General features: G+C 74.1%; 18 protein-coding genes and 1 tRNA gene. 17 read left to right on the forward strand and 2 right to left on the reverse strand.

Annotated features, from left to right (window positions below):
• Nucleotides 1-121: 121 nt before the first annotated feature.
• The 4 genes from JN535_RS12710 to JN535_RS12725 all read left to right on the forward strand — a co-directional run bounded on the left by JN535_RS12710 (nucleotide 122) and on the right by JN535_RS12725 (nucleotide 4093).
• Entirely contained in the window at nucleotides 122-1498 is a 1377-nt protein-coding gene (locus tag JN535_RS12710; protein WP_205205907.1) for a hemolysin family protein, read from the forward strand.
• Nucleotides 1495-2538 carry a hemolysin family protein gene (locus tag JN535_RS12715; protein ID WP_205205908.1) on the forward strand — a complete coding sequence of 348 codons (1044 nt, stop codon included), beginning with the start codon at nucleotides 1495-1497 and terminating at the stop codon, nucleotides 2536-2538. The genes JN535_RS12710 and JN535_RS12715 overlap by 4 nt, the downstream gene beginning before the upstream one ends.
• A 132-nt stretch (nucleotides 2539-2670) precedes the next feature.
• Nucleotides 2671-3477 carry a M15 family metallopeptidase gene (locus JN535_RS21275; RefSeq protein ID WP_307868673.1) on the forward strand — a complete coding sequence of 269 codons (807 nt, stop codon included), beginning with the start codon at nucleotides 2671-2673 and terminating at the stop codon, nucleotides 3475-3477.
• Nucleotides 3478-3529: 52 nt separating this feature from the next.
• On the forward strand, nucleotides 3530-4093 hold the full coding sequence (locus JN535_RS12725; protein WP_205205909.1) for a hypothetical protein: 564 nt from the start codon (nucleotides 3530-3532) through the stop codon (nucleotides 4091-4093).
• Nucleotides 4094-4106: 13 nt separating this feature from the next.
• Here JN535_RS12725 and JN535_RS12730 read toward each other — a convergent pair whose 3' ends face one another.
• Both JN535_RS12730 and JN535_RS12735 read right to left on the reverse strand, forming a co-directional pair.
• Nucleotides 4107-4739, reverse strand: a complete 633-nt coding sequence (locus tag JN535_RS12730; protein ID WP_205205910.1) for a CYTH domain-containing protein — start codon at nucleotides 4737-4739, stop codon at nucleotides 4107-4109.
• A gap of 109 nt (nucleotides 4740-4848) precedes the next feature.
• Nucleotides 4849-4921 (reverse strand) — tRNA-Arg (locus tag JN535_RS12735).
• A 174-nt stretch (nucleotides 4922-5095) separates the two neighbouring features.
• Here JN535_RS12735 and argS point away from each other — a divergent pair.
• The 13 genes from argS (at nucleotide 5096) to atpB (ending at nucleotide 20186) form a co-directional block, all read left to right on the forward strand.
• Nucleotides 5096-6781: an arginine--tRNA ligase gene (gene argS / locus JN535_RS12740; protein WP_205205911.1), complete on the forward strand. Its 1686-nt coding sequence runs from the start codon at nucleotides 5096-5098 to the stop codon at nucleotides 6779-6781.
• Nucleotides 6778-8163 carry a diaminopimelate decarboxylase gene (gene lysA / locus JN535_RS12745; RefSeq protein WP_205205912.1) on the forward strand — a complete coding sequence of 462 codons (1386 nt, stop codon included), beginning with the start codon at nucleotides 6778-6780 and terminating at the stop codon, nucleotides 8161-8163. Before argS ends, lysA begins: the two co-directional genes overlap by 4 nt.
• Before the next feature lie 163 nt (nucleotides 8164-8326).
• Nucleotides 8327-9667, forward strand: a complete 1341-nt coding sequence (locus JN535_RS12750) for a homoserine dehydrogenase (protein WP_205205913.1) — start codon at nucleotides 8327-8329, stop codon at nucleotides 9665-9667.
• Nucleotides 9667-10770, forward strand: coding sequence for a threonine synthase (thrC, locus tag JN535_RS12755; RefSeq protein WP_205205914.1), 1104 nt, complete (start codon nucleotides 9667-9669; stop codon nucleotides 10768-10770). Before JN535_RS12750 ends, thrC begins: the two co-directional genes overlap by 1 nt.
• Entirely contained in the window at nucleotides 10770-11696 is a 927-nt protein-coding gene (gene thrB / locus JN535_RS12760) for a homoserine kinase (RefSeq protein WP_205205915.1), read from the forward strand. Before thrC ends, thrB begins: the two co-directional genes overlap by 1 nt.
• Before the next feature lie 262 nt (nucleotides 11697-11958).
• The gene (rho, locus tag JN535_RS12765) at nucleotides 11959-14082 is read left to right on the forward strand and encodes a transcription termination factor Rho (protein WP_205205916.1); all 2124 of its coding nucleotides are present in this window, start codon (nucleotides 11959-11961) and stop codon (nucleotides 14080-14082) included.
• A 166-nt stretch (nucleotides 14083-14248) separates the two neighbouring features.
• The gene (gene rpmE / locus JN535_RS12770; protein ID WP_205205917.1) at nucleotides 14249-14467 is read left to right on the forward strand and encodes a 50S ribosomal protein L31; all 219 of its coding nucleotides are present in this window, start codon (nucleotides 14249-14251) and stop codon (nucleotides 14465-14467) included.
• Nucleotides 14468-14629: 162 nt separating this feature from the next.
• Nucleotides 14630-15733 (forward strand): peptide chain release factor 1, encoded by a 1104-nt coding sequence (gene prfA, locus JN535_RS12775; RefSeq protein WP_205205918.1) that lies wholly within the window; start codon nucleotides 14630-14632, stop codon nucleotides 15731-15733.
• Nucleotide 15734: 1 nt separating this feature from the next.
• Nucleotides 15735-16730, forward strand: coding sequence for a peptide chain release factor N(5)-glutamine methyltransferase (gene prmC / locus JN535_RS12780; RefSeq protein WP_307868675.1), 996 nt, complete (start codon nucleotides 15735-15737; stop codon nucleotides 16728-16730).
• Nucleotides 16727-17443: an L-threonylcarbamoyladenylate synthase gene (locus tag JN535_RS12785; protein ID WP_205205919.1), complete on the forward strand. Its 717-nt coding sequence runs from the start codon at nucleotides 16727-16729 to the stop codon at nucleotides 17441-17443. The genes prmC and JN535_RS12785 overlap by 4 nt, the downstream gene beginning before the upstream one ends.
• The gene (locus JN535_RS12790) at nucleotides 17440-18669 is read left to right on the forward strand and encodes an MraY family glycosyltransferase (RefSeq protein ID WP_205205920.1); all 1230 of its coding nucleotides are present in this window, start codon (nucleotides 17440-17442) and stop codon (nucleotides 18667-18669) included. Before JN535_RS12785 ends, JN535_RS12790 begins: the two co-directional genes overlap by 4 nt.
• Nucleotides 18666-19160 (forward strand): hypothetical protein, encoded by a 495-nt coding sequence (locus JN535_RS12795; protein ID WP_240201070.1) that lies wholly within the window; start codon nucleotides 18666-18668, stop codon nucleotides 19158-19160. The genes JN535_RS12790 and JN535_RS12795 overlap by 4 nt, the downstream gene beginning before the upstream one ends.
• A 231-nt stretch (nucleotides 19161-19391) precedes the next feature.
• Nucleotides 19392-20186: a F0F1 ATP synthase subunit A gene (gene atpB, locus JN535_RS12800; RefSeq protein ID WP_307868676.1), complete on the forward strand. Its 795-nt coding sequence runs from the start codon at nucleotides 19392-19394 to the stop codon at nucleotides 20184-20186.
• Nucleotides 20187-20199 lie beyond the last annotated feature (13 nt).

Genomic DNA, 20199 nt, shown 5'->3' on the forward strand with positions numbered 1-20199 from the left:
GTCGGCCGGATTTCGCCGCCGCCCGGCACCCCGACGCCGCACGGCCGGGCGGTCCGGGGGGAGCGGGCGCTAGCATCGTCGGCACGATGAAGAGCACCTCTCGATATCGGTGGAGCACCTCGTGGTAGGCGACTGGGTCATGGTCGCGCTCGGGGTGCTCCTCACCGCAGGCACCGCCGTCTTCGTGGCCAGCGAGTTCTCGCTGGTCACCCTCGACCCCGCGGTCCTCCCCGCCGGTGACGACCCCGACCAGGAGGGCGACAGACGCGGCTCCCCGCCGTCCGGCAAGAAGACGGGCGCCGACCGGCGAGACCGGAGCGTACGTGCCGGTCTCAAGCACCTGTCGACCGAGCTGTCCTCGGCGCAGGTGGGCATCACGCTCACGACGATCCTCCTCGGCTACACGGCCCAGCCCGCGCTGCTCTCGCTGTTCGGGGCGGGGCTCGCCGCGACGGCGCTCGGCCGTGCCGCGTCCGCCGTCCTCGCCGGCGTCCTGGCCCTCGTCGTGGTGAACTTCGTCTCGATGCTCTTCGGCGAGCTCATCCCGAAGAACTTCGCCCTGAGCGCCCCCTACGCGACGGCCCGGCAGGTCGTGCCGGTGCAGCGCCAGTTCACCAAGCTGTTCCGGCCCGTCATCGCCGTGCTCAACGGGTCGGCGAACGCGATCCTGCGGCGCGTCGGCGTCGAGCCGCGCGAGGAGCTGTCGGGCGCTCGCTCGGCGTCCGAGCTCGCCGCGCTCGTGCGCCGCTCCGCCCAGGAGGGCACGCTGGACGTGTCCGTCGCGACGCTCCTCACCAACTCCATCGAGCTGGACGAGCTGAGCGCCGTCGACGTCATGACCGACCGCATGCGGATGGTGGTGGTGGACCGGGACACGACAGCCGCGGACGTCGTCGACGCCGCTCGGCGGACCGGCCACTCCCGGTTCCCCGTGATCGGCGAGGACCGGGACGACGTCGTCGGGCTGGTCCACCTGCGCCGTGCCGTCGCCGTCCCGTACGAGCGCCGCGACGAGGTGCCGGCGGCCGCGCTCATGGTCGAGGCGCCCCGGGTCCCCGAGACCGTCCGGCTCGGTCCGCTGCTCGTCGAGCTGCGCGGGTTCGGGCTGCAGATGGCGGTCGTCGTCGACGAGTACGGCGGCACCTCCGGCGTCGTGACGCTCGAGGACGTCGTCGAGGAGCTCGTGGGCGACGTCGCCGACGAGCACGACCCCCGCCGCTCCGGCGCCGCCCGGCGCGCGGACGGTTCCTGGTTGGTGCCGGGCGTCATGCGCCCCGACGAGCTCACCGAGGTGACGGGCCTGCGCGTGCCCGAGGACGGTGCCTACGAGACGCTCGGCGGCCTGGTCATGGCGCGGCTCGGGCGCGTGCCCGTGCCGGGCGACGAGGTCGCCGCGGGCGACGCGCGGGACCGCGTCGTGCTGCGCGTGGAGGCCATGGAGGGCCGGCGGGTCGAGCGACTCTCGGTCCGGGCGACGCCGGTGGAGGTGGAGTCGTGAGCTCGACCACCGCGCTCCTCGTGGCCGTCCTCCTGCTCGCGGGCAACGCGTTCTTCGTCGGTGCCGAGTTCGCCGTCATCTCCGCGCGCCGCTCGGCGATCGAGCCGCTCGCCGCGCAGGGGAACCGCCGGGCGCAGACCGTCCTGTGGGCGATGGAGAACGTGTCCCTCATGCTCGCGTGCGCCCAGCTCGGCGTGACGGTCTGCTCCACGGGCCTCGGTGTCGTCGCGGAGCCTGCGCTCGCGCACCTCATCGAGGACCCGCTCCACGCCCTCGGCGTGAGCACGTCGCTCGCGCACCCCGTCGCCTTCGTCGTCGCGCTCGCGATCGTCGTCTACCTCCACGTGGTGCTCGGCGAGATGGTCCCCAAGAATCTCGCCGTCGCGGGTCCCGAGACGGCGGTCATGTGGTTCGGTCCGCCGCTCGTGTGGATCGGGCGCGTGCTGCGGCCCGTCATCGTCGCGCTCAACTGGCTCGCGAACCACGCGGTGCGCGCGACGGGCGTCGAGCCCAAGGACGAGGTCGCCTCCGCCTTCACCGCGGAGGAGGTCCAGTCGATCGTCGAGCACTCGCAGGCCGAGGGCGTCCTTCGGGACGAGCAGGGCCTGCTCTCGGGGGCGATCGAGTTCTCCGAGCGGACCGCGCAGGACGTCATGGTCCCGGTCGCCGACCTCGTGACCGTCACCGAGGGGTGCACGCCCGAGGAGGTCGAGCGTCTCGTCGCCAAGACCGGGTTCTCGCGGTTCGCCGTCGCCGACGCGTCGGGCGAGCTCGTGGGCTACCTCCACGTCAAGGACGTGCTCTACGCGGACGAGACGACGCGCTCGACGCCCGTCCCGTCCTGGCGCGTGCGCGCGCTCGCGACGGCCGCACCGGGCGACGAGGTCGAGGACGCGCTCCGGGCGATGCAGAGGTCGGGGGCGCACCTCGCGCGCGTCGACGGGCCCGAGGGCGGAGGCGCTCTCGGCGTCGTGTTCCTCGAGGACATCCTCGAGGAGCTCGTGGGGGAGGTGCGTGACGCCATGCAGCGTCGTCCGTGACGGGCCCGCGGGGGTCGGTTCCCGGTGCTGAGCAGGGGACTTGGCATCGCCGGAGTGCTTCGTTACTGTTCCGTGATTGGTCGGTCGTCGGTGGCCAGAGAGCCACCCGGAAGCGTGAGAGGCAGGTGGCGGGTGGAGTCGCAGCAGACCGCACCCGCCCTCGAGTCCCGACGGGCACGGCGTGAGGCGGAGCAGGGCTCCCGCCGTCGTCGCCCCCAGGCGCAGGTCTCCAGCCAGCACCGCTGGATGCCGCGGGTCGCCGTTCTCGGGACCCTCGCCGCCGCGACGATCGCGATGCCCCTCTCCGCCGGCGCGGACGACGGCCTGGGCACCGGATCTCCCTTCGAACCCGAGACCCGACCGCTGGGTCCCAGCGCGCTCGACCTCGCGACCGCGGGGTCGACGGCGCCCGCCGTCTCCCCGAGCGTCGCGGCCGCGCCCCGTGTCGAGGTGCGGCGCGAGGCCGCCTCCCGGTCCGCCGCGCGCGACCCGCTCCCCGGCTGCGACCCCACGGTCCGCCCCGCGGGCACCAACGGCAAGCTCGACGAGCACGCGCTGTGCGAGCTCTGGCAGGCCGGCGAGCACCTGCGGCCCGACGCGGCCGTCGCGCTGTCGGCCATGAACGAGGCCTTCCGGGCGACGTTCGGCCGCGACCTGTGTCTCGTCTCCTCGTACCGCACGCTCTCGACGCAGGTCTCGCTCAAGTCCTCCCGCGGCGCGTTCGCGGCACCTCCCGGCTGGTCCATGCACGGGTGGGGGCTCGCGATCGACCTCTGCTCGATCGAGACCGGCTCGCGCGAGGTCTACGCGTGGATCAACCAGAACGGCGCCACCTACGGCTGGGCCAACCCCGCCTGGGCCAAGCGTGGCGGCAGCGGCGCCTACGAGCCGTGGCACTTCGAGTTCGTCCAGGGCGTCGAGGAGATCCAGAACTCCTGACGGGCGACCCGTCGCCCTCCGCCGCGGACCTCGCCGCCGTATCGTCGGAACCGTGGCCGACCTGCTCCTCGCCGCGGTCGTCCTGCGCCGTCCCGAGCACGCGCTCGCCGCGCAGGTGCTGAGCCTCGCGCTGACCGGTCTCGTCCGGGCGGAGCCGACGGCGCCCGGGTCGCCCCCGGCGCTCACCCTCCTCGACCCGGTCCCCGGCTCCGAACGCGAGCGCATCGCCCTGTCGGCGGTGTTCGGCGACCGGGCCGGGCCGGGGGCGCGCGTCGTGCTCGACCCGGCCGACGAGGGCCTGCGTGCCCGGCTGCGTGCGGCGGCGAGCGAGGTCGTGCGGGCCGCGCGCCGCGACGGCTACCTCGAGCCCGGACGGACGCGCCGCCTCACGGAGAAGGGCGAGGCGGTGCGGGCCGAGCTCGTGGCGCTGGAGGATGCCGTCGAGCGGGAGGTCGCGGACGCCCGGGCGCACGACCACGCGCGCGAGCACGTGTCGTCCGGCGCGCTCCCGTGGGCCGTGCTGTTCGGTCACGAGCCGGGCTGGGTGCCGGTGGATCGCCGCACCGTCCGGTTCGACGTCGTCGCCGTGTGCGCCGCGGCCGACGCGCTGCGCTGACGGGGCGCCGAGCCTACGGTCCCGAGAGCCTCTCGTTGTGCCCGAAGTCCTGGAGGAACCGCGGCCCCGAGGCCGCGAGCTCGGCCTCGAACTGCTCGCGCCACCCGCCGTAGGGTCGGCTCGCGAGGGCGTCGTTGGAGAAGCGCGGGTCGTCGGTGAGCTCCGTGACGCAGAAGGCCGGGATCTGCAGGTCCGTGACAGGGCCGGTGCGCTCGCACTCCGCGACGACGAGCGGGTGGTTCGCCCCGCCGAACACGTCGACGACCCAGCCGTCCGCCCCGACCCACACCGAGTACCGCGTCTTGACGACGCGCGCGCCGCCGCGCCGGATCATCTGCACGCCGACCGCGACGTCCACCTCGCGCTCCGCCTCGTACCGCGTGCCGCCCGCCATGGGGCCCTTCACGGTCAGGGTGCACAGGTCGACGGCGGGCGCGTACCGATCGAGGAGTCGCACGGCGTCGGTCGCGGGGCCCATCGTCGCGTCGACCGTCGGCACCTTGGCGCGCAGCCGCAGCGCGTAGCCCTCGTCCGCCAGGTAGTAGCTCTGCACGATGAGCGCCGGTGCGTCGCGCAGGTCCTCGGGCAGGTCGCGCACGAGGAACCGGCGCTCGAACTCGAAGTCCCCGTAGCCGCCGTCGGTCATGGCCCCACCGTAGCGGGACGACGGGAGACGCGGCGGGGCGTGGGCGGGCCCGGGGACGGCGCGAGCCCGGCCGCCGGAGGCGGGCCGGGCTCGTCGGAGCGGAGCAGGGTGCCCTCGATAGGATTCGAACCTACGACCTTCTGCTCCGGAGGCAGACGCTCTATCCACTGAGCTACGAGGGCGAGCGTCGACGGAGACCGCCGACGCGATGCACGAGACTACCAGCACGTCCGGGGTGCGTGGACCCGGCGATGCCATGCCGGTCCGGTCCTGGCCGTGCCCGTGGCCCGGACGCACCGCGGAGGTGCCGTGAAAGAGCGCGACGGAGCGTGCCCGCGCCTCGGTAGAATCGCCCGGTGACCCCCGACGAGCTCTCCGAAGCGCTGAGCGCTGCCCTGGCCGCCGCCGTCGCCGACGGCACCCTCGCCCTGGACCCCACCGCGGTCCCCGAGCGCGTCCACGTGGAGCGACCCCGCCAGCGCGAGCACGGGGACTGGGCGACCAACGTCGCGCTGCAGCTCGCCAAGAAGGCGGGCACGACGCCGCGCGCCCTCGCCGAGGACCTCGCGACGCGGCTCGCCGCGACCCCGGGCGTCAAGGCCGTGGACGTCGCCGGCCCGGGCTTCCTCAACATCACGCTCGACGCCGCCGCGGCAGGCGAGCTCGCGCGCACGATCGTCGAGGCCGGCCCGGCGTACGGGCGCGGCGACTCCGAGGCGGGCAAGAAGGTCAACCTCGAGTTCGTCTCCGCGAACCCGACCGGCCCCATCCACATCGGCGGCGTGCGCTGGGCAGCCGTCGGCGACTCGCTCGCGCGCGTGCTCGAGGCGAGCGGGGCGGACGTCACCCGCGAGTACTACTTCAACGACCACGGCGCGCAGATCGACCGCTTCGCGCGCTCCCTCCTCGCGCGCTCGCGCGGCCAGGAGGCGCCCGAGGACGGGTACGGCGGCGAGTACATCACCGAGATCGCGGACGCAGTGGTCGCCGACGCGCTCGCTGCGGGCGACCCCGACCCGCGCACGCTGCCCGACGCCGAGGCGCAGGAGGTCTTCCGCGCGCGCGGCGTCGAGCGGATGTTCGGCGAGATCAAGGCGTCGCTGCACGACTTCGGCGTCGACTTCGACGTGTACTTCCACGAGGACTCGTTGCACGAGTCGGGCGCCGTGGAGCGTGCGGTCGAGCGCCTGCGCGGGTCCGGGCACATGTTCGAGAAGGACGGCGCGACGTGGCTGCGCACGACCGACTTCGGCGACGACAAGGACCGCGTCGTCATCAAGTCGGACGGCGACGCCGCGTACATCGCGGGCGACATCGCCTACTACCTCGACAAGCGCGAGCGCGGCTTCGACGAGGTCATCATCATGCTCGGCGCCGACCACCACGGGTACGTGGGCCGCATGATGGCTGTCTGCGCGGCGTTCGGCGACACCCCGGGGAAGAACCTCCAGCTCCTCATCGGGCAGATGGTCAACCTCGTCAAGGACGGCCAGCCCGTGCGCATGTCGAAGCGGGCCGGGACCGTCGTGACGCTCGAGGACCTCGTGGACGCCGTCGGCGTCGATGCCGCGCGCTACTCGCTCGCGCGCTCGTCCGCGGACCAGAACATCGACCTCGACCTCGACCTGCTCGCGCGGGCGACGAACGAGAACCCCGTCTACTACGTCCAGTACGCGCACTCGCGCACGGCGGCGGTCGACCGCAACGCGGCCGACCGCGGCGTCGCGCGCGCCGACGGCTTCGAGCCGGCGCTGCTCGACCACCCGAGCGAGGCGGCGCTGATCGGGCGCCTCACGGAGTTCCCGCGCATCGTGGCCCAGGCGGCGGAGCTGCGCGAGCCGCACCGCGTGGCCCGCTACCTCGAGGCGCTCGCGGGCGACTACCACACGTGGTACCAGCAGAAGTCGCAGCGCGTCCTGCCCTACCCGGACGAGGAGGTCACGGACACGCACCGCACGCGCCTGTGGCTCAACGACGCGGTGCGCCAGGTCCTCGCCAACGGCCTCGGCCTGCTCGGCGTGTCCGCACCGGAGCGCATGTGAGCAGCACCGGCGGGTACCCGGGCGAACCGTGGTCGCGGGGCGTGCGCCGTCGGGAGGACGGCGCCGTCGAGGTCGCGGGCGTCGACGTCCACGACCTCGCGGCCGAGCACGGCACGCCCGCGTACGTGCTCGACGAGGCGGACTTCCGCGCCCGTGCCCGGGCGTACCGCACGGCGTTCGAGACGGCGTTCCGCGCCGTCGGGTCCGACGTCGACGTCTACTACGCGGGCAAGGCGCTGCTCACGGTGGCCGTCGCGCGCTGGGCGCGCGAGGAGGGCCTGCGCGTCGACACCGCGAGCGGGGGCGAGCTCGCGGTCGCGCTGCGCGCGGGCGTGCCCGGCCCGGAGATCGGCCTGCACGGCAACAACAAGTCCGACGCCGAGATCGGGCGCGCGCTCGACGAGGGCGTGGGCCGGATCATCGTGGACTCGCTCGTCGAGGTGGAGAGGGTCGCGCGGCTCGCGGGGGAGCGTGGTGTCGTCGCGCCCGTCATGGTGCGCGTGACGACGGGCGTCCACGCCGGCGGCCACGAGTACATCTCGACCGCGCACGAGGACCAGAAGTTCGGGCTGTCGATCGCGGCACCGCGCTCCGCGGACGGCGACAGCTCCGGAGACTCCCCGGCGATGGCCGCGCTGCTCGACGTCGTCTCCCGCCCCGAGCTGCACCTGCTGGGGATCCACTCGCACATCGGGTCGCAGATCCTCGACCCGTCGGGCTTCGAGGTCGCGGCGCGCGCGGTGCTGGAGCTGCGCGCGGAGCTCGCCGCGCGCACCGGCGTGCTCGTCGACGAGGTGGACGTCGGCGGCGGCTACGGCATCGCGTACCTCCCGGGGGACGTCGCGCTCGACCCGGAGCGCGTCGCGAAGGACGTCGCGCGCGCCGTCGAGGCGGTGGCCGCGGAGCTCGGCACGCCGCTACCCCGGTTCTCCATCGAGCCGGGCCGCGCGATCGTCGGGCCGGCCGGCCTCACGCTCTACACCGTCGGGACGGTCAAGCCCGTGACGCTCGACGACGGGCGCGTGCGCACGTACGTGTCGGTGGACGGCGGCATGAGCGACAACATCCGCCCCGCGCTCTACGCGGCGCAGTACCACGCCGAGGTCGTGGGCCGGGCCTCGGACGCGGAGCCGGTGCTCGCGCGCGTCGTGGGCAAGCACTGCGAGAGCGGCGACATCGTCGTCCACGAGGTGCAGCTCCCGGGCGACGTGCGCGCGGGCGACCTCCTCGCGGTGCCGGCGACCGGCGCGTACGGCCGCTCGATGGCGTCGAACTACAACCTGCTGACGCGCCCGCCCGTGGTCGCGGTGCGTGACGGCGCGAGCCGCGTGCTCGTGCGGCGCGAGACCGTCGAGGACCTGCTGGCGCTCGACGAGGGCTGACCCGTCGGGTCGTGCCCCCAGGTCGGCATCCGACCCGTGGGCACGCCCCGAGCGGTCGCGCGAGGCGCCGTATCCTGTGCCTGCGGCTCCCGAGCCACCCGGGCACGACCCGGGCCGCGTGCGCGGCGCCGCACCCGTCCTGACCACCCGAGGAAGGTCCGTCGTGCCCCCTGCCGCCGAGTCCCACCCGCCCCTGCGCGTCGCCCTGCTGGGATGCGGCGTCGTCGGCACCCAGGTCGCGCGGCTGCTGACGGAGCAGGCCGACGACCTCGCCTCGCGCGTGGGCGCCCGCCTGGAGCTCGTCGGGATCGCGGTGCGGGACACGGCCGCCCCGCGCGACGCCGCGATCGACCGGTCGCTGCTCACCGCCGACGCCGAGGGCCTCGTCGCGCGCGCGGACATCGTCGTCGAGGTCATGGGCGGCACCGAGCCGGCGCGGTCGCTCCTGCTGCGCGCGATCGACGCCGGCGCCGCCGTCGTCACGGCGAACAAGGCGCTGCTCGCCGAGGACGGGCCGACGCTCTACAAGGCCGCGGACGCAGCCGGCGTCGACATCTACTTCGAGGCCGCCGTCGCGGGCGCGATCCCCATCGTGCGCCCCGTGCGCGAGTCGCTCGCGGGCGACCGGGTGCGCCGCGTGCTCGGCATCGTCAACGGGACGACCAACTACGTCCTCGACCAGATGGCCACCACGGGCATGGGCCTCGAGGAGGCCGTGAAGGAGGCTCAGGACCTGGGCTACGCCGAGGCGGACCCGACGGCCGACGTCGAGGGCTACGACGCCGCGGCCAAGGCCGCGATCCTCGCGAGCCTCGCGTTCCACACGCGCGTCTCGCTCGACGACGTCGCGCGCGAGGGCATCATGTCCGTCACGGCCGACGACGTCGCGTGGGCCGCGCAGACGGGGCACGTCATCAAGCTCCTCGCCATCGCGGAGCTGCGCGACGGCACCTCGGCAGGCGCGCCGGCCGGCGTGTCCGTGCGCGTGCACCCGGCGCTCGTGCCGATCGCGCACCCCCTCGCGAACGTCCGCGGGTCGTTCAACGCGGTGTTCGTCGAGGCGGAGTCCGCGGGCGAGCTCATGTTCTACGGGCGCGGCGCGGGCGGCGCGCCGACCGCGTCCGCCGTGCTGGGCGACGTCGTCTCGGCCGCTCGGCACCGCGTGCTCGGCGGCAAGGGCCCGCAGGAGTCGACCTACGCCGAGCTCGCCATCCTCCCGGCGAGCGCGGCCGTGACCCGCTACCAGGTGCGCCTCGACGTCGACGACCGCCCGGGCGTCCTCGCGCAGGTCGCGCACGCCCTCGCCGAGCACGGCGTGTCCATCGAGGCGGTCCGCCAGCCCACGGCGCCCGGCGGGGCGGACGTCGCCGAGCCCGGTGTCGCCGAGCTCCTCATCACCACGCACGCGGCGCCGGAGTCGGCGCTGTCGGCGACCGTCGCGGCGGTCGCCGAGCTCGAGCCCGTCCGCACGATCACGTCCGTCCTGAGAGTCGAGGGAGCCTGATGGCCCACCAGTGGAGAGGCATCATCTCCGAGTACCGCGACCGTCTGCCGGCGCACGTCGCCGAGCGGATCGTCACGCTCGGCGAGGGCGGCACGCCCCTCGTCGAGGCACCGGCGCTCTCCGCACGGACGGGCGCGCAGGTGTTCGTCAAGGTCGAGGGCATGAACCCCACGGGGTCGTTCAAGGACCGCGGCATGACGACGGCGATCTCCGCCGCCGCGGGCCGCGGCGCGCAGGCGGTCGTGTGCGCGTCGACGGGCAACACGTCGGCGTCCGCCGCCGCGTACGCGGTGCGCGCCGGCATGACGTGCGCGGTCCTCGTCCCGGACGGCAAGATCGCGATGGGCAAGCTCAGCCAGGCGATCGCGCACGGCGCGCGGCTGCTCCAGGTGGACGGCAACTTCGACGACTGCCTCGTCGCGGCGCGCAAGCTCGCCGACTCCTACCCGGTCGAGCTCGTCAACTCCGTGAACCCCGACCGCATCGAGGGCCAGAAGACCGGCGCGTTCGAGATCGTCGACGCGCTCGGCGACGCGCCGGACATCCACGCGCTGCCCGTCGGCAACGCGGGGAACATCACGGCGTACTGGAAGGGCTTCCGCGAGTACGCGGGCCAGGGCGCACCGGGTCACGCGGGCGAGCGGCTGCCGGCCGTCGCGACGCACGTCCCGCAGATGTGGGGCTTCCAGGCCGCGGGCGCCGCGCCGATCGTCGCGGGCCACCCGATCACGGAGCCGGAGACGATCGCGACCGCGATCCGCATCGGCAACCCCGCCTCGTGGGAGCTCGCCGAGGCGGCGCGCGACGACTCGGGCGGCGTCATCGAAGCCGTCACGGACGAGCAGATCCTCGCGGCGCACCGGATCCTGTCGAGCGAGGTCGGCGTGTTCGTCGAGCCCGCATCGGCCGCCGGCGTCGCGGGGATCCTCTCGCGCGCCGAGCGCGGGCTCGTGCCAGCGGGCGCGCGCGTCGTCGTCACGGTCACGGGCCACGGCCTCAAGGACCCGCAGTGGGCGCTGCGCACGCTCGACGGCGGCGAGGTCGCGCCGACGCGCGTGAGCGCCGACGTCGTGTCCATCGCCGACGCCCTCGGGCTCGACTGATGCGGCTCGGCGCGGACCACGTGCGGGTGCGCGTCCCGGCGACGAGCGCGAACCTCGGCCCCGGCTTCGACGCGCTGGGCCTGGCGCTCGCGCTCCACGACGTGCTCGAGGTGCGCGCGCTCGCGACCGACGAGGTCGTGGTCGACGTCGAGGGCGAGGGCGCCGGCGAGGTGCCCGGCGACGAGTCGCACCTCGTGGTCCGGGCCCTGCGCGCGGCGCTCGACGTGGCCGGTGCCCCGCAGACCGGCCTGCACCTGACCTGCGTCAACCGCGTGCCGCACGGGCGGGGCCTCGGCTCCTCCGCGGCCGCCGTCGTCGCGGGTGTCGTGGCGGCGCGCGCGCTCGTCGCCGACCCGTCCGTGCTCGCCGACGACGTGGCCCTCGGGCTGGCGACCGCGATCGAGGGGCACCCGGACAATGCGGCACCCGCCCTCCTGGGCGGGGCCACCGTCGCGTGGGACGCGGGCCCGGACGCCGGGCCCCGTGCCGCGCGGCTGGACGTGCACCCCGACGTCCGGGCCACCGTGCTCGTGCCCTCGGCCCGGCTCGCGACCAGCCGCGCCCGGGGGGTGCTCCCGGCGCAGGTGCCGCACGCCGACGCCGCGTTCAACGCGGGGCGTGCGGCCCTCCTCGTCGAGGCGCTCACCCGGCGTCCGGAGCTGCTGCTCGACGCGACCGACGACCGGCTGCACCAGGCGTACCGGGCCGACGTCATGCCGTCGTCGTTCGAGCTCGTCCAGGCGTTGCGGGCTCGCGGCCTCGCCGCGACCGTGTCGGGTGCCGGACCGACCGTCCTCGTGCTGTCCGTGGCGGACGACCTGGACGTGGTCGCGCAGGTCGCGGACTCGCTCGTGGGCGGGACCGCGGACTGGGCGGCGCACCGCCTCGACGTCGACACGCGCGGCGTCGTGACCGAGCGGCTCTGAACCCTGGCGCGCCGGTGCTAGGATGTCTCCCAGCCTTCGGTCACGCTCTCGCACCAGTACATCCGCACGCGGAGCGCGCTCTCATCCACCGGGTGTGCTGCGACCGAGCAGTCCGAGAGAAGGCAATCCAGCCCCGCGTCAGATGACGTCGTCGTACCACTGACGCGTGGTGACACCTGCGCACCGGCCGTCACGGCCGGGCGTCGACCACCCGCGGCCCGCCCTCTGAGCGGCGGGCGCAAACGAGGGGGAAGGGTCCTTCGTGACAGACACCATCGACACCGCCACGAGCAGCGCGACCGGTTCGGCCGCTGCCGGCGGGAACGCCCGGACCGGCGCGCTCTCCACGCTGCGCCTCCCGGAGCTGCAGGCCCTCGCCTCCCAGCTCGGGGTCAAGGGCACGTCCAAGATGCGCAAGGGCGATCTTGTGGACGTCATCCGCGCCCGCACCGGCGAGCAGAGCGCTTCCGAGCGCCCCGCCGCGCCGCGGCGCGACACGGACGGGGCGAACGCCGCGGGCCGTGAGACGAGCGAGGCGCCCGCCGCCTCCGGGCGCGGCCGCAGCCGCCGCGCCGAGCGCCCTGCCGCGAGCCCGGCGGGCACCACCGACACCGCGGCGCCGGCGCGCCAGGACGCGCCGTCGGCCGCGAGCCGCGAGGAGCGCACCGCCGCTCCCGTGCTCGACCTGCCCGTGCGCGCCGACGAGCAGCGCACGGAACAGCGTGGGGAGCGCCGCGACGGTCGTCGCGACGCGCGCTCGGAGGCCGCGGCCGCGGTCGCCGAGGCGCTCGGCGAGCAGGGCGTGCGCACGCGCGACACCTCGAACGAGTCCGCCGACGAGCGCGCCGCGCGTGCCGCGGCGGCAGTAGGCCTCGTCACGGGCGAGCGCGGTTCGCGCCGCGCGGGCCGGGGCGCGGGAGCTCCCCGCACCGGCGACGGCGACGGCGACGCGGCGCGCGCCGAACGTCAGCGCGACCAGCAGGGTGGCGAGCGCCAGCGCGACCAGCAGGGCGGGCAGCAGTCCGGCCAGCAGGGCCGCGGCGAGCGTCAGGGCGACCGCCGCGACGACCGTCAGCCGCTGGACGACGAGCGCGGCGGCCGTCGTCGCCGGGGTCGCGACCGGGGCCGCGACCGCGACCGCAAGCGCGGCCGCAACCGCCAGGGGCCGGACCTCGCGGGCCTCGACGACATCGAGGTGAACGAGGACGACGTCCTGCTCCCCGTCGCGGGGATCCTCGACATCCTCGACAACTACGCGTTCGTGCGCACGAGCGGGTACCTGCCCGGCCAGAACGACGTCTACGTCTCGCTCGGTCAGGTGAAGAAGGCCGGCCTGCGCCGCGGCGACGCGGTCACGGGTGCGGTGCGCCAGCCGCGCGAGGGCGAGAACCAGGGCAACACCGCGCGCCAGAAGTTCAACGCGCTCGTGCGCCTGGACACGGTCAACGGCATGTCGCCCGAGGAGGCGCGCCAGCGTCCGGAGTTCACCAAGCTCACGCCGCTGTACCCGCAGGAGCGCCTGCGCCTCGAGAACGCCGAGGCGACGCGCCTCACGCCGCGCGTCATCGACATCGTCGCGCCGATCGGCAAGGGCCAGCGCGGCCTCATCGTCGCGCCGCCCAAGGCCGGCAAGACGATCATCATGCAGCAGATCGCGAACGCGATCACGGCCAACAACCCCGAGGTCCACCTCATGGTGGTGCTCGTGGACGAGCGGCCCGAAGAGGTCACGGACATGGAGCGGACGGTGAAGGGCGAGGTCATCGCCTCGACGTTCGACCGCCCCGCGTCGGACCACACGATCGTCGCCGAGCTCGCGATCGAGCGCGCGAAGCGCCTGGTCGAGCTCGGCCAGGACGTCGTCGTGCTCCTCGACTCGCTCACCCGTCTGTCGCGCGCCTACAACCTCGCGGCGCCCGCGTCGGGCCGCATCCTCTCCGGTGGTGTGGACGCGTCCGCGCTCTACCCGCCCAAGCGCTTCTTCGGCGCGGCCCGCAACATCGAGAACGGCGGCTCGCTGACGATCCTGGCCTCGGCGCTCGTCGAGACGGGCTCGAAGATGGACGAGGTCATCTTCGAGGAGTTCAAGGGCACGGGGAACATGGAGCTCCGCCTGTCGCGCAACCTGGCCGACAAGCGCATCTTCCCGGCCGTGGACGTCAACGCGTCCGGCACGCGCCGCGAGGAGATCCTCCTGTCGCAGGACGAGCTGAAGATCATCTACAAGCTCCGCCGCGTGATGGGGGCGCTCGACCAGCAGCAGGCGATCGAGCTGCTGCTCGGTCAGCTCAAGAAGACCCAGACGAACGTCGAGTTCCTGCTGCACGTCCAGAAGACGACGCCGGGCGGCCTCGCGGACGACGACAACGTCGGCCGCACGATCTGACGGTCGTCCGGCAGGAGCCGACGGCGGGCGGCCCCGGGAAGTTCTCGGGGCGCCCGCGCGTTCTGGCACAATGGTTCGTCGGCCTGCGCTCGTCAGGCCGCCTGTCGCCGGTTCACAGGTGCGGTAGCCGCACCTGACCCGGAGACGTCACCCCAAGGAGAAAACCGTGAAGTCTGGTATCCACCCCGAGTACGTCGTCACCGAGGTGACCTGCACCTGTGGGAACACCTTCGTGACGCGCAGCACCGAGACGTCGGGCAAGATCAGCTCCGACGTGTGCAGCGCCTGCCACCCGTTCTACACGGGCAAGCAGAAGATCCTCGACACCGGTGGCCGCGTGGCCCGCTTCGAGGCCCGCTACGGCAAGAAGGCCGCCGACAAGTAGCGGCACCGCAGCGCCGGTGGTCCGAGCCCGACAACCTCTCCAGGGGCAGTCGGCGCGCTCGGACCGCCGGCGCTGTTGCTTTGCCCGAGCGATCTCCCGATCCTCGCGCGGTCGCCGCCCCCGGCCGACGACCGCCTCCCGCCCGCCACCGAGGAGCCGTCCGTGACCGAGTCGTTCGCCGCCGTCGAGCCGCTGCTGGCCGAGCACGCCGACATCGAGGCCCAGCTCGCCGACCCCGCCGTCCACGCCGACGCCGGTCGCGCGCGCACGCTCGGGCGGCGCTACGCCGAGCTCAACCAGGTCGTGGGCGCCTACCGGGCGTGGCGCGAGGCGATCGACGACGCGGAGGCCGCCGCCGAGCTGGCCGCGCTGGGGGGCGAGGACGGGGACGCGTTCGCCGCGGAGCTCCCGGGCCTGCGCGCCGCCGAGGAGGAGGCGCGCGAGCGGCTGCGCCGCGTCCTCGTGCCGCGCGACCCGGACGACGGCCGTGACGTCATCCTCGAGATCAAGGCCGGGGAGGGCGGCGAGGAGTCCGCCCTGTTCGCGGGGGACCTGCTGCGCATGTACCTGCGGTACGCGGAGCGCCGAGGCTGGAAGACGGAGGTCCTCGAGTCGACCGAGTCCGACCTCGGCGGCTTCAAGGACGTGCAGGTGGCGGTCAAGGCGCGCAGCACCCCGTCCGACCCGGCCGACGGCGTCTGGGCGAACCTCAAGTACGAGGGCGGCGTGCACCGCGTGCAGCGCGTGCCCGTGACCGAGTCGCAGGGCCGGATCCACACCTCCGCGGCCGGCGTGCTCGTGTTCCCCGAGGTCGAGGACGCGGGGGAGGTCGAGATCGACCCCGACGACCTGCGCATCGACGTGTACCGCTCGTCCGGCCCGGGAGGGCAGTCGGTCAACACGACGGACTCCGCGGTGCGCATCACGCACCTGCCCACGGGCATCGTCGTGTCGATGCAGAACGAGAAGTCCCAGCTCCAGAACCGCGAGCAGGCGATGCGCGTGCTGCGCGCGCGCCTGCTCGCCGCGCAGCAGGAGGCCGCGGCCGCGGAGGCCGCCGACCTGCGCCGCTCCCAGGTCCGGACCGTCGACCGCTCCGAGCGCATCCGCACGTACAACTTCCCGGAGAACCGCATCGCCGACCACCGCACCGGGTACAAGGCCTACAACCTCGACCAGGTGCTCGACGGCGACCTCGACCCGGTCGTGCGCTCGGCGGTCGAGGCAGACGAGGCGGCCCGGCTCGCGGCCGCGGGCGAGGCCTGACGTGGGCGACGCGCTCACGGCGGCCGACCTGCGGCGTGCCGTGCGCGCCGCGGAGGGGATCTTGTCGGACGCAGGCGTGCCGTCCGCCCGGCACGACGCGGAGGCCCTCGCGGCCTGGTGCCTGGGCCTCCCGCGTCTCGAGTGGTACCGGCTCCCCGCGGGCGACGCCGCGCTCGCGCCCGCGCTGCCGGGCGGGTCGACCGACGGCTTCCTCGGGGAGTACGCCGAGGTCGTCGAGCGGCGTCGCACGCGCGAGCCGCTCCAGCGCATCGTGGGACACGCCGTGTTCCGGCACGTGACGGTCGCGGTCGCCGACGACGTGTTCGTGCCCCGGCCCGAGACGGAGACCGTCGCCCAGGTCGCGATCGACGAGGCCGTGCGCCTGCTCGCCGACCCCTCGCGTGCCGACCGGCCGCCGCTCGTCGTGGACCTCTGCTGCGGGTCGGGCGTCATCGGGATCAGCGTCGACGTCGAGGCGCCCGGGACGCGGGTCGTCGCGGTGGACCTCTCGACCGAGGCGGTGCGCGCGACGACGTCGAACGCCGCCCGTGCGGGGTCGGGCACGCTGCGCACGCTCGTCGGCGACGTCACGGACCCGGCGCTGCTCAACGAGCTCGACGGGACCGTGGACGTCGTCGTGTCCAACCCGCCCTACATCCCGCCGGACGCCGTGCCCGTCGACCCCGAGGTGCGTGACCACGACCCGGACCTCGCGCTCTACGGGCGCGGGACCGACGGCCTCGAGGTGCCCCGCGCCGTCGTGCTCGCCGCGGCGCGTCTGCTGCGGCCCGGCGGTCTCCTCGTCATGGAGCACGCGGAGGTGCAGGCCGCGCCGGTGCGCGAGGCCGCCCGCGCGGCGGGCGCGTTCGCCGACGTGCGGACGCTGCCCGACCTCACGGGGCGCGATCGCATGGTCGTCGCCCGCCGCGCCGCCGACGGCGGCGACGTCCCGGGTGAGCCGGGCCAGGCCCGCGACCGTGGAAGGATGGACCCGTGAGCTCCGTCCACCCCGTGACCGACCCGAACACCTGGGGCGCCGGCATCGACGAGGCGGTCAACGCGATCTCCCGCGGTGGCCTCGTCGTGCTGCCCACCGACACCGTCTACGGCATCGGCGCCGACGCCTTCGACGCGGAGGCGGTCTCCGCGCTCCTCGCGGCGAAGGGCCGGGGCCGGCACATGCCGCCGCCCGTGCTCGTGCCGGACGCGCGCACGCTCGACGGCCTCGCCACCGACGTGCCCGACGCCGCGCGTCGGCTCGTCGAGGCGTTCTGGCCCGGCGGCTTCACGATCATCCTGCGTGCGCAGCCCTCGCTCGCGTGGGACCTGGGGGAGACGCACGGGACCGTGGCGCTGCGCATGCCCGACCACCCGGCCGCGCTCGCGCTCCTGCGCCGCACCGGCCCCCTCGCGGTGTCGTCGGCGAACGCGACCGGGCGGCCCGCGGCGCTCGACGTCGACGACGCGCAGGCACAGCTCGGGGACGCCGTGACGGTCTACCTCGACGGGGGGACTGCGCCCGGGGGAGTGGCGTCGACCATCGTCGACGCGACGTCGGGCACGCTGCGCGTCGTGCGCCAGGGGGCGGTCACGCTGGACCGGCTCCGCGAGGTCGCGGACGTCTCCGGCCCGGACGACCCGCCCACCGACGCTCCCTCCGACGCCCGGAGCACCGACGACGCCGGGGAGCCGGAGGCGAACGGCGGGTGAGGGTCTACCTGCTCGTGATGCTCGTCGCCGCCGTGGTGACGTTCCTCGCGACGCCCTTCGCCCGCTGGGTCGCGCTGCGCACCGGCGCGATCACCGCGGTGCGCGACCGCGACGTCCACACGATCCCCACCCCCCGGCTCGGCGGCCTCGCGATGCTCCTCGGCCTCGCGGTGGCCGTGGCCTTCGCGTCGCAGATGCCGTTCCTCGAGAGCGTGTTCGTCAGCGACGTCGCGGGCCGGCTCGTGGCGGACTCGAGGATCTGGGGGATCGTCGGCGGGGCCGCGATCGTCTGCCTGCTCGGGATCGCGGACGACGTCTGGGACCTCGACTGGATGACGAAGCTCGCGGGCCAGGTGCTCGCCGCGGGGTTGATGGCGACGCAGGGTGTCGTCCTGTACCGGCTGCCTCTCGGGGTCGGCGAGCAGCAGCTCATCTGGTCCTCGCGCCTGCAGCTCGCCGCGACGATCCTCGTCGTGGTCGTCGCGATGAACGCCGTGAACTTCGTCGACGGTCTCGACGGCCTCGCGGCCGGGCTCGTCGCGATCGGCGGCGCCGCGTTCTTCGTCTACTCCTACGTGCTCACCCAGAGGGCGAGCGCCGACGACTACTCGAGCCTCGCGACGCTCGTGATCGCGGCGCTCGTCGGCATCTGCGTCGGGTTCCTGCCCCACAACTTCCATCCCGCGCGCATCTTCATGGGCGACTCGGGATCGATGGTGCTCGGTCTCGTCTTCTCGGCCGCGGCGATCGTCGTGACGGGCAACATCGACCCGCAGACGCTGTCGACCGGTGCGCAGCTGCCGGCGTTCCTCCCGATCATCCTGCCGCTCGCCGTCATCCTCCTGCCGCTGCTCGACATGGGGATGGCGGTCGCCCGCCGGACGCTCTCGGGCAAGTCGCCCTTCCACCCCGACCGCCTGCACCTGCACCACCGCATGCTCGCCCTCGGGCACTCGCACCGCCGTGCGGTGCTCATCCTGTACCTGTGGACGGCGGTGTTCGCCTTCGGGGCCGTGGCCGTGGTGCAGTGGCCCGCCCGGGTCGTCGCCGTGGGGCTCGCGGTCGCCGTGGTGCTCGCCGCGCTGCTCACGATCGGCCCCCTGCGCACGCGCGGACGCTTCCTCGACGACGACGTCGCGGCGGCCTCTGCCGGCCCCCCTACGTCACCCACGCCCGTCCCGACGACCTCCGCCCCGAACACACCGCCGAAGGAAGCCCTCAGATGACGACGCGCCAGCCCGAGCCCGCCCAGCCGGACGGCGGGCAGCCCGCCGCGCAGCCTGCCGAGCAGACGATCGGCCCGCACGGGCAGGCCGTGCGGACGGTGTTCCGGACCGCGCTGCGGGACGTCCTGGTCCTGCTCGGCGCGCTCACGGTCCTCGGCGTCGCGATCGGTGCGCTCGTCGCCGGGCTGCCCGGCGTCTGGGGCGCCCTCCTGGGCGTCGGCGTGGCGCTGCTCTTCTCGGCGACGACCGTCTGGGCGATGCTGCGCACCGTGGACGCGAGCCCGACGACGACCGCGGCGGTCGTCATGGGGAGCTGGCTCGCGAAGATGGTCGTGCTCATCGTCATCCTCGTGGTCCTGCGCGGCATGGACTTCTACGACCGCTGGGTCTTCGCCGGGGTCCTGCTCGTCGGCGTCATCGGCTCCGCGGTCATGGACTACCGGGCGGTGAACAAGGGGCGCATCCCCTACGTCGAGCCCGGCGCCCGCTGACCCGCCGCGGGCCCCTACCAGGCGGGCGGCGCCCGGGCCAGGGACCAGTTGCCCGGAGCGCATGAGCAAAATGTCACAAGCACCGCCGGATCGGCGTGAGCACGCCGATCCATACGTTAGGCTACTGGCGAATCCATGACGGCCAGGTCCGACGGCGTGCCCACCAACGAGTGACGGCTGCCCGGACCACACGACCATTGGGAGTCCACCCTGTCCACGCTTGCGACCCCCGTGCTCCTCGCTGCTTCCGAGAGCGAAGGTGGCTTCCACGCGCCGTCGATCGCCGACTTCTTCCCGCCGGCCATCCTCTTCGAGGGCACCATCTTCCAGATCGACCGGATCTGGATCGTCCGCATCATCGCGACCGTCGTCCTCCTCGCGATCTTCGTGATCGCCGCGCGGCGCGCACGTCTGGTGCCCGGGCGGTTCCAGAACGCGATCGAGATGCTCATCGACTTCGTCCGCGTGCAGGTCGTCGAAGAGATCATGGGCAAGGAGAACGCGCGCCGTTTCCTCCCGATGATCGCGACGATCTTCTTCGCCGTGCTCGCGTTCAACATCACGGGCATCATCCCGTTCCTCAACATGGCGGGGTCCGCGCGCATCGGCATCCCCCTCATGCTGGCCCTGTGGGTGTTCGTCACCTACTGGGCGGTCGGCATCAAGAAGCACGGCCTCGGCGGGTACCTCAAGAACAACCTCTTCCCCCCGGGGATCCCCGCGCCGATCTACCTGATCGTCACGCCGATCGAGCTCCTGCAGATCCTCATCATCCGGCCGGCCTCGCTCGCCATCCGTCTCGTGGCCAACATGGTGGCCGGGCACATCATGCTCGTCCTGTGCTTCGCGGCGACGCAGTACTTCATCTTCGAGGCGGTCCCCGCGATGAAGGCGTTCGGCGTGCTGACCTTCGCGGGCGGCTTCGCGTTCACGCTCTTCGAGATCCTCGTGGCGTTCCTGCAGGCCTACATCTTCGCCCTCCTCGCCGCGGTCTACATCAACATGTCGCTCGAGGAGGAGCACTGACCCGCTGGGTCGT

The organism is Cellulosimicrobium cellulans (assembly GCF_016921195.1).
Lineage (GTDB): Bacteria > Actinomycetota > Actinomycetes > Actinomycetales > Cellulomonadaceae > Cellulosimicrobium > Cellulosimicrobium cellulans_F.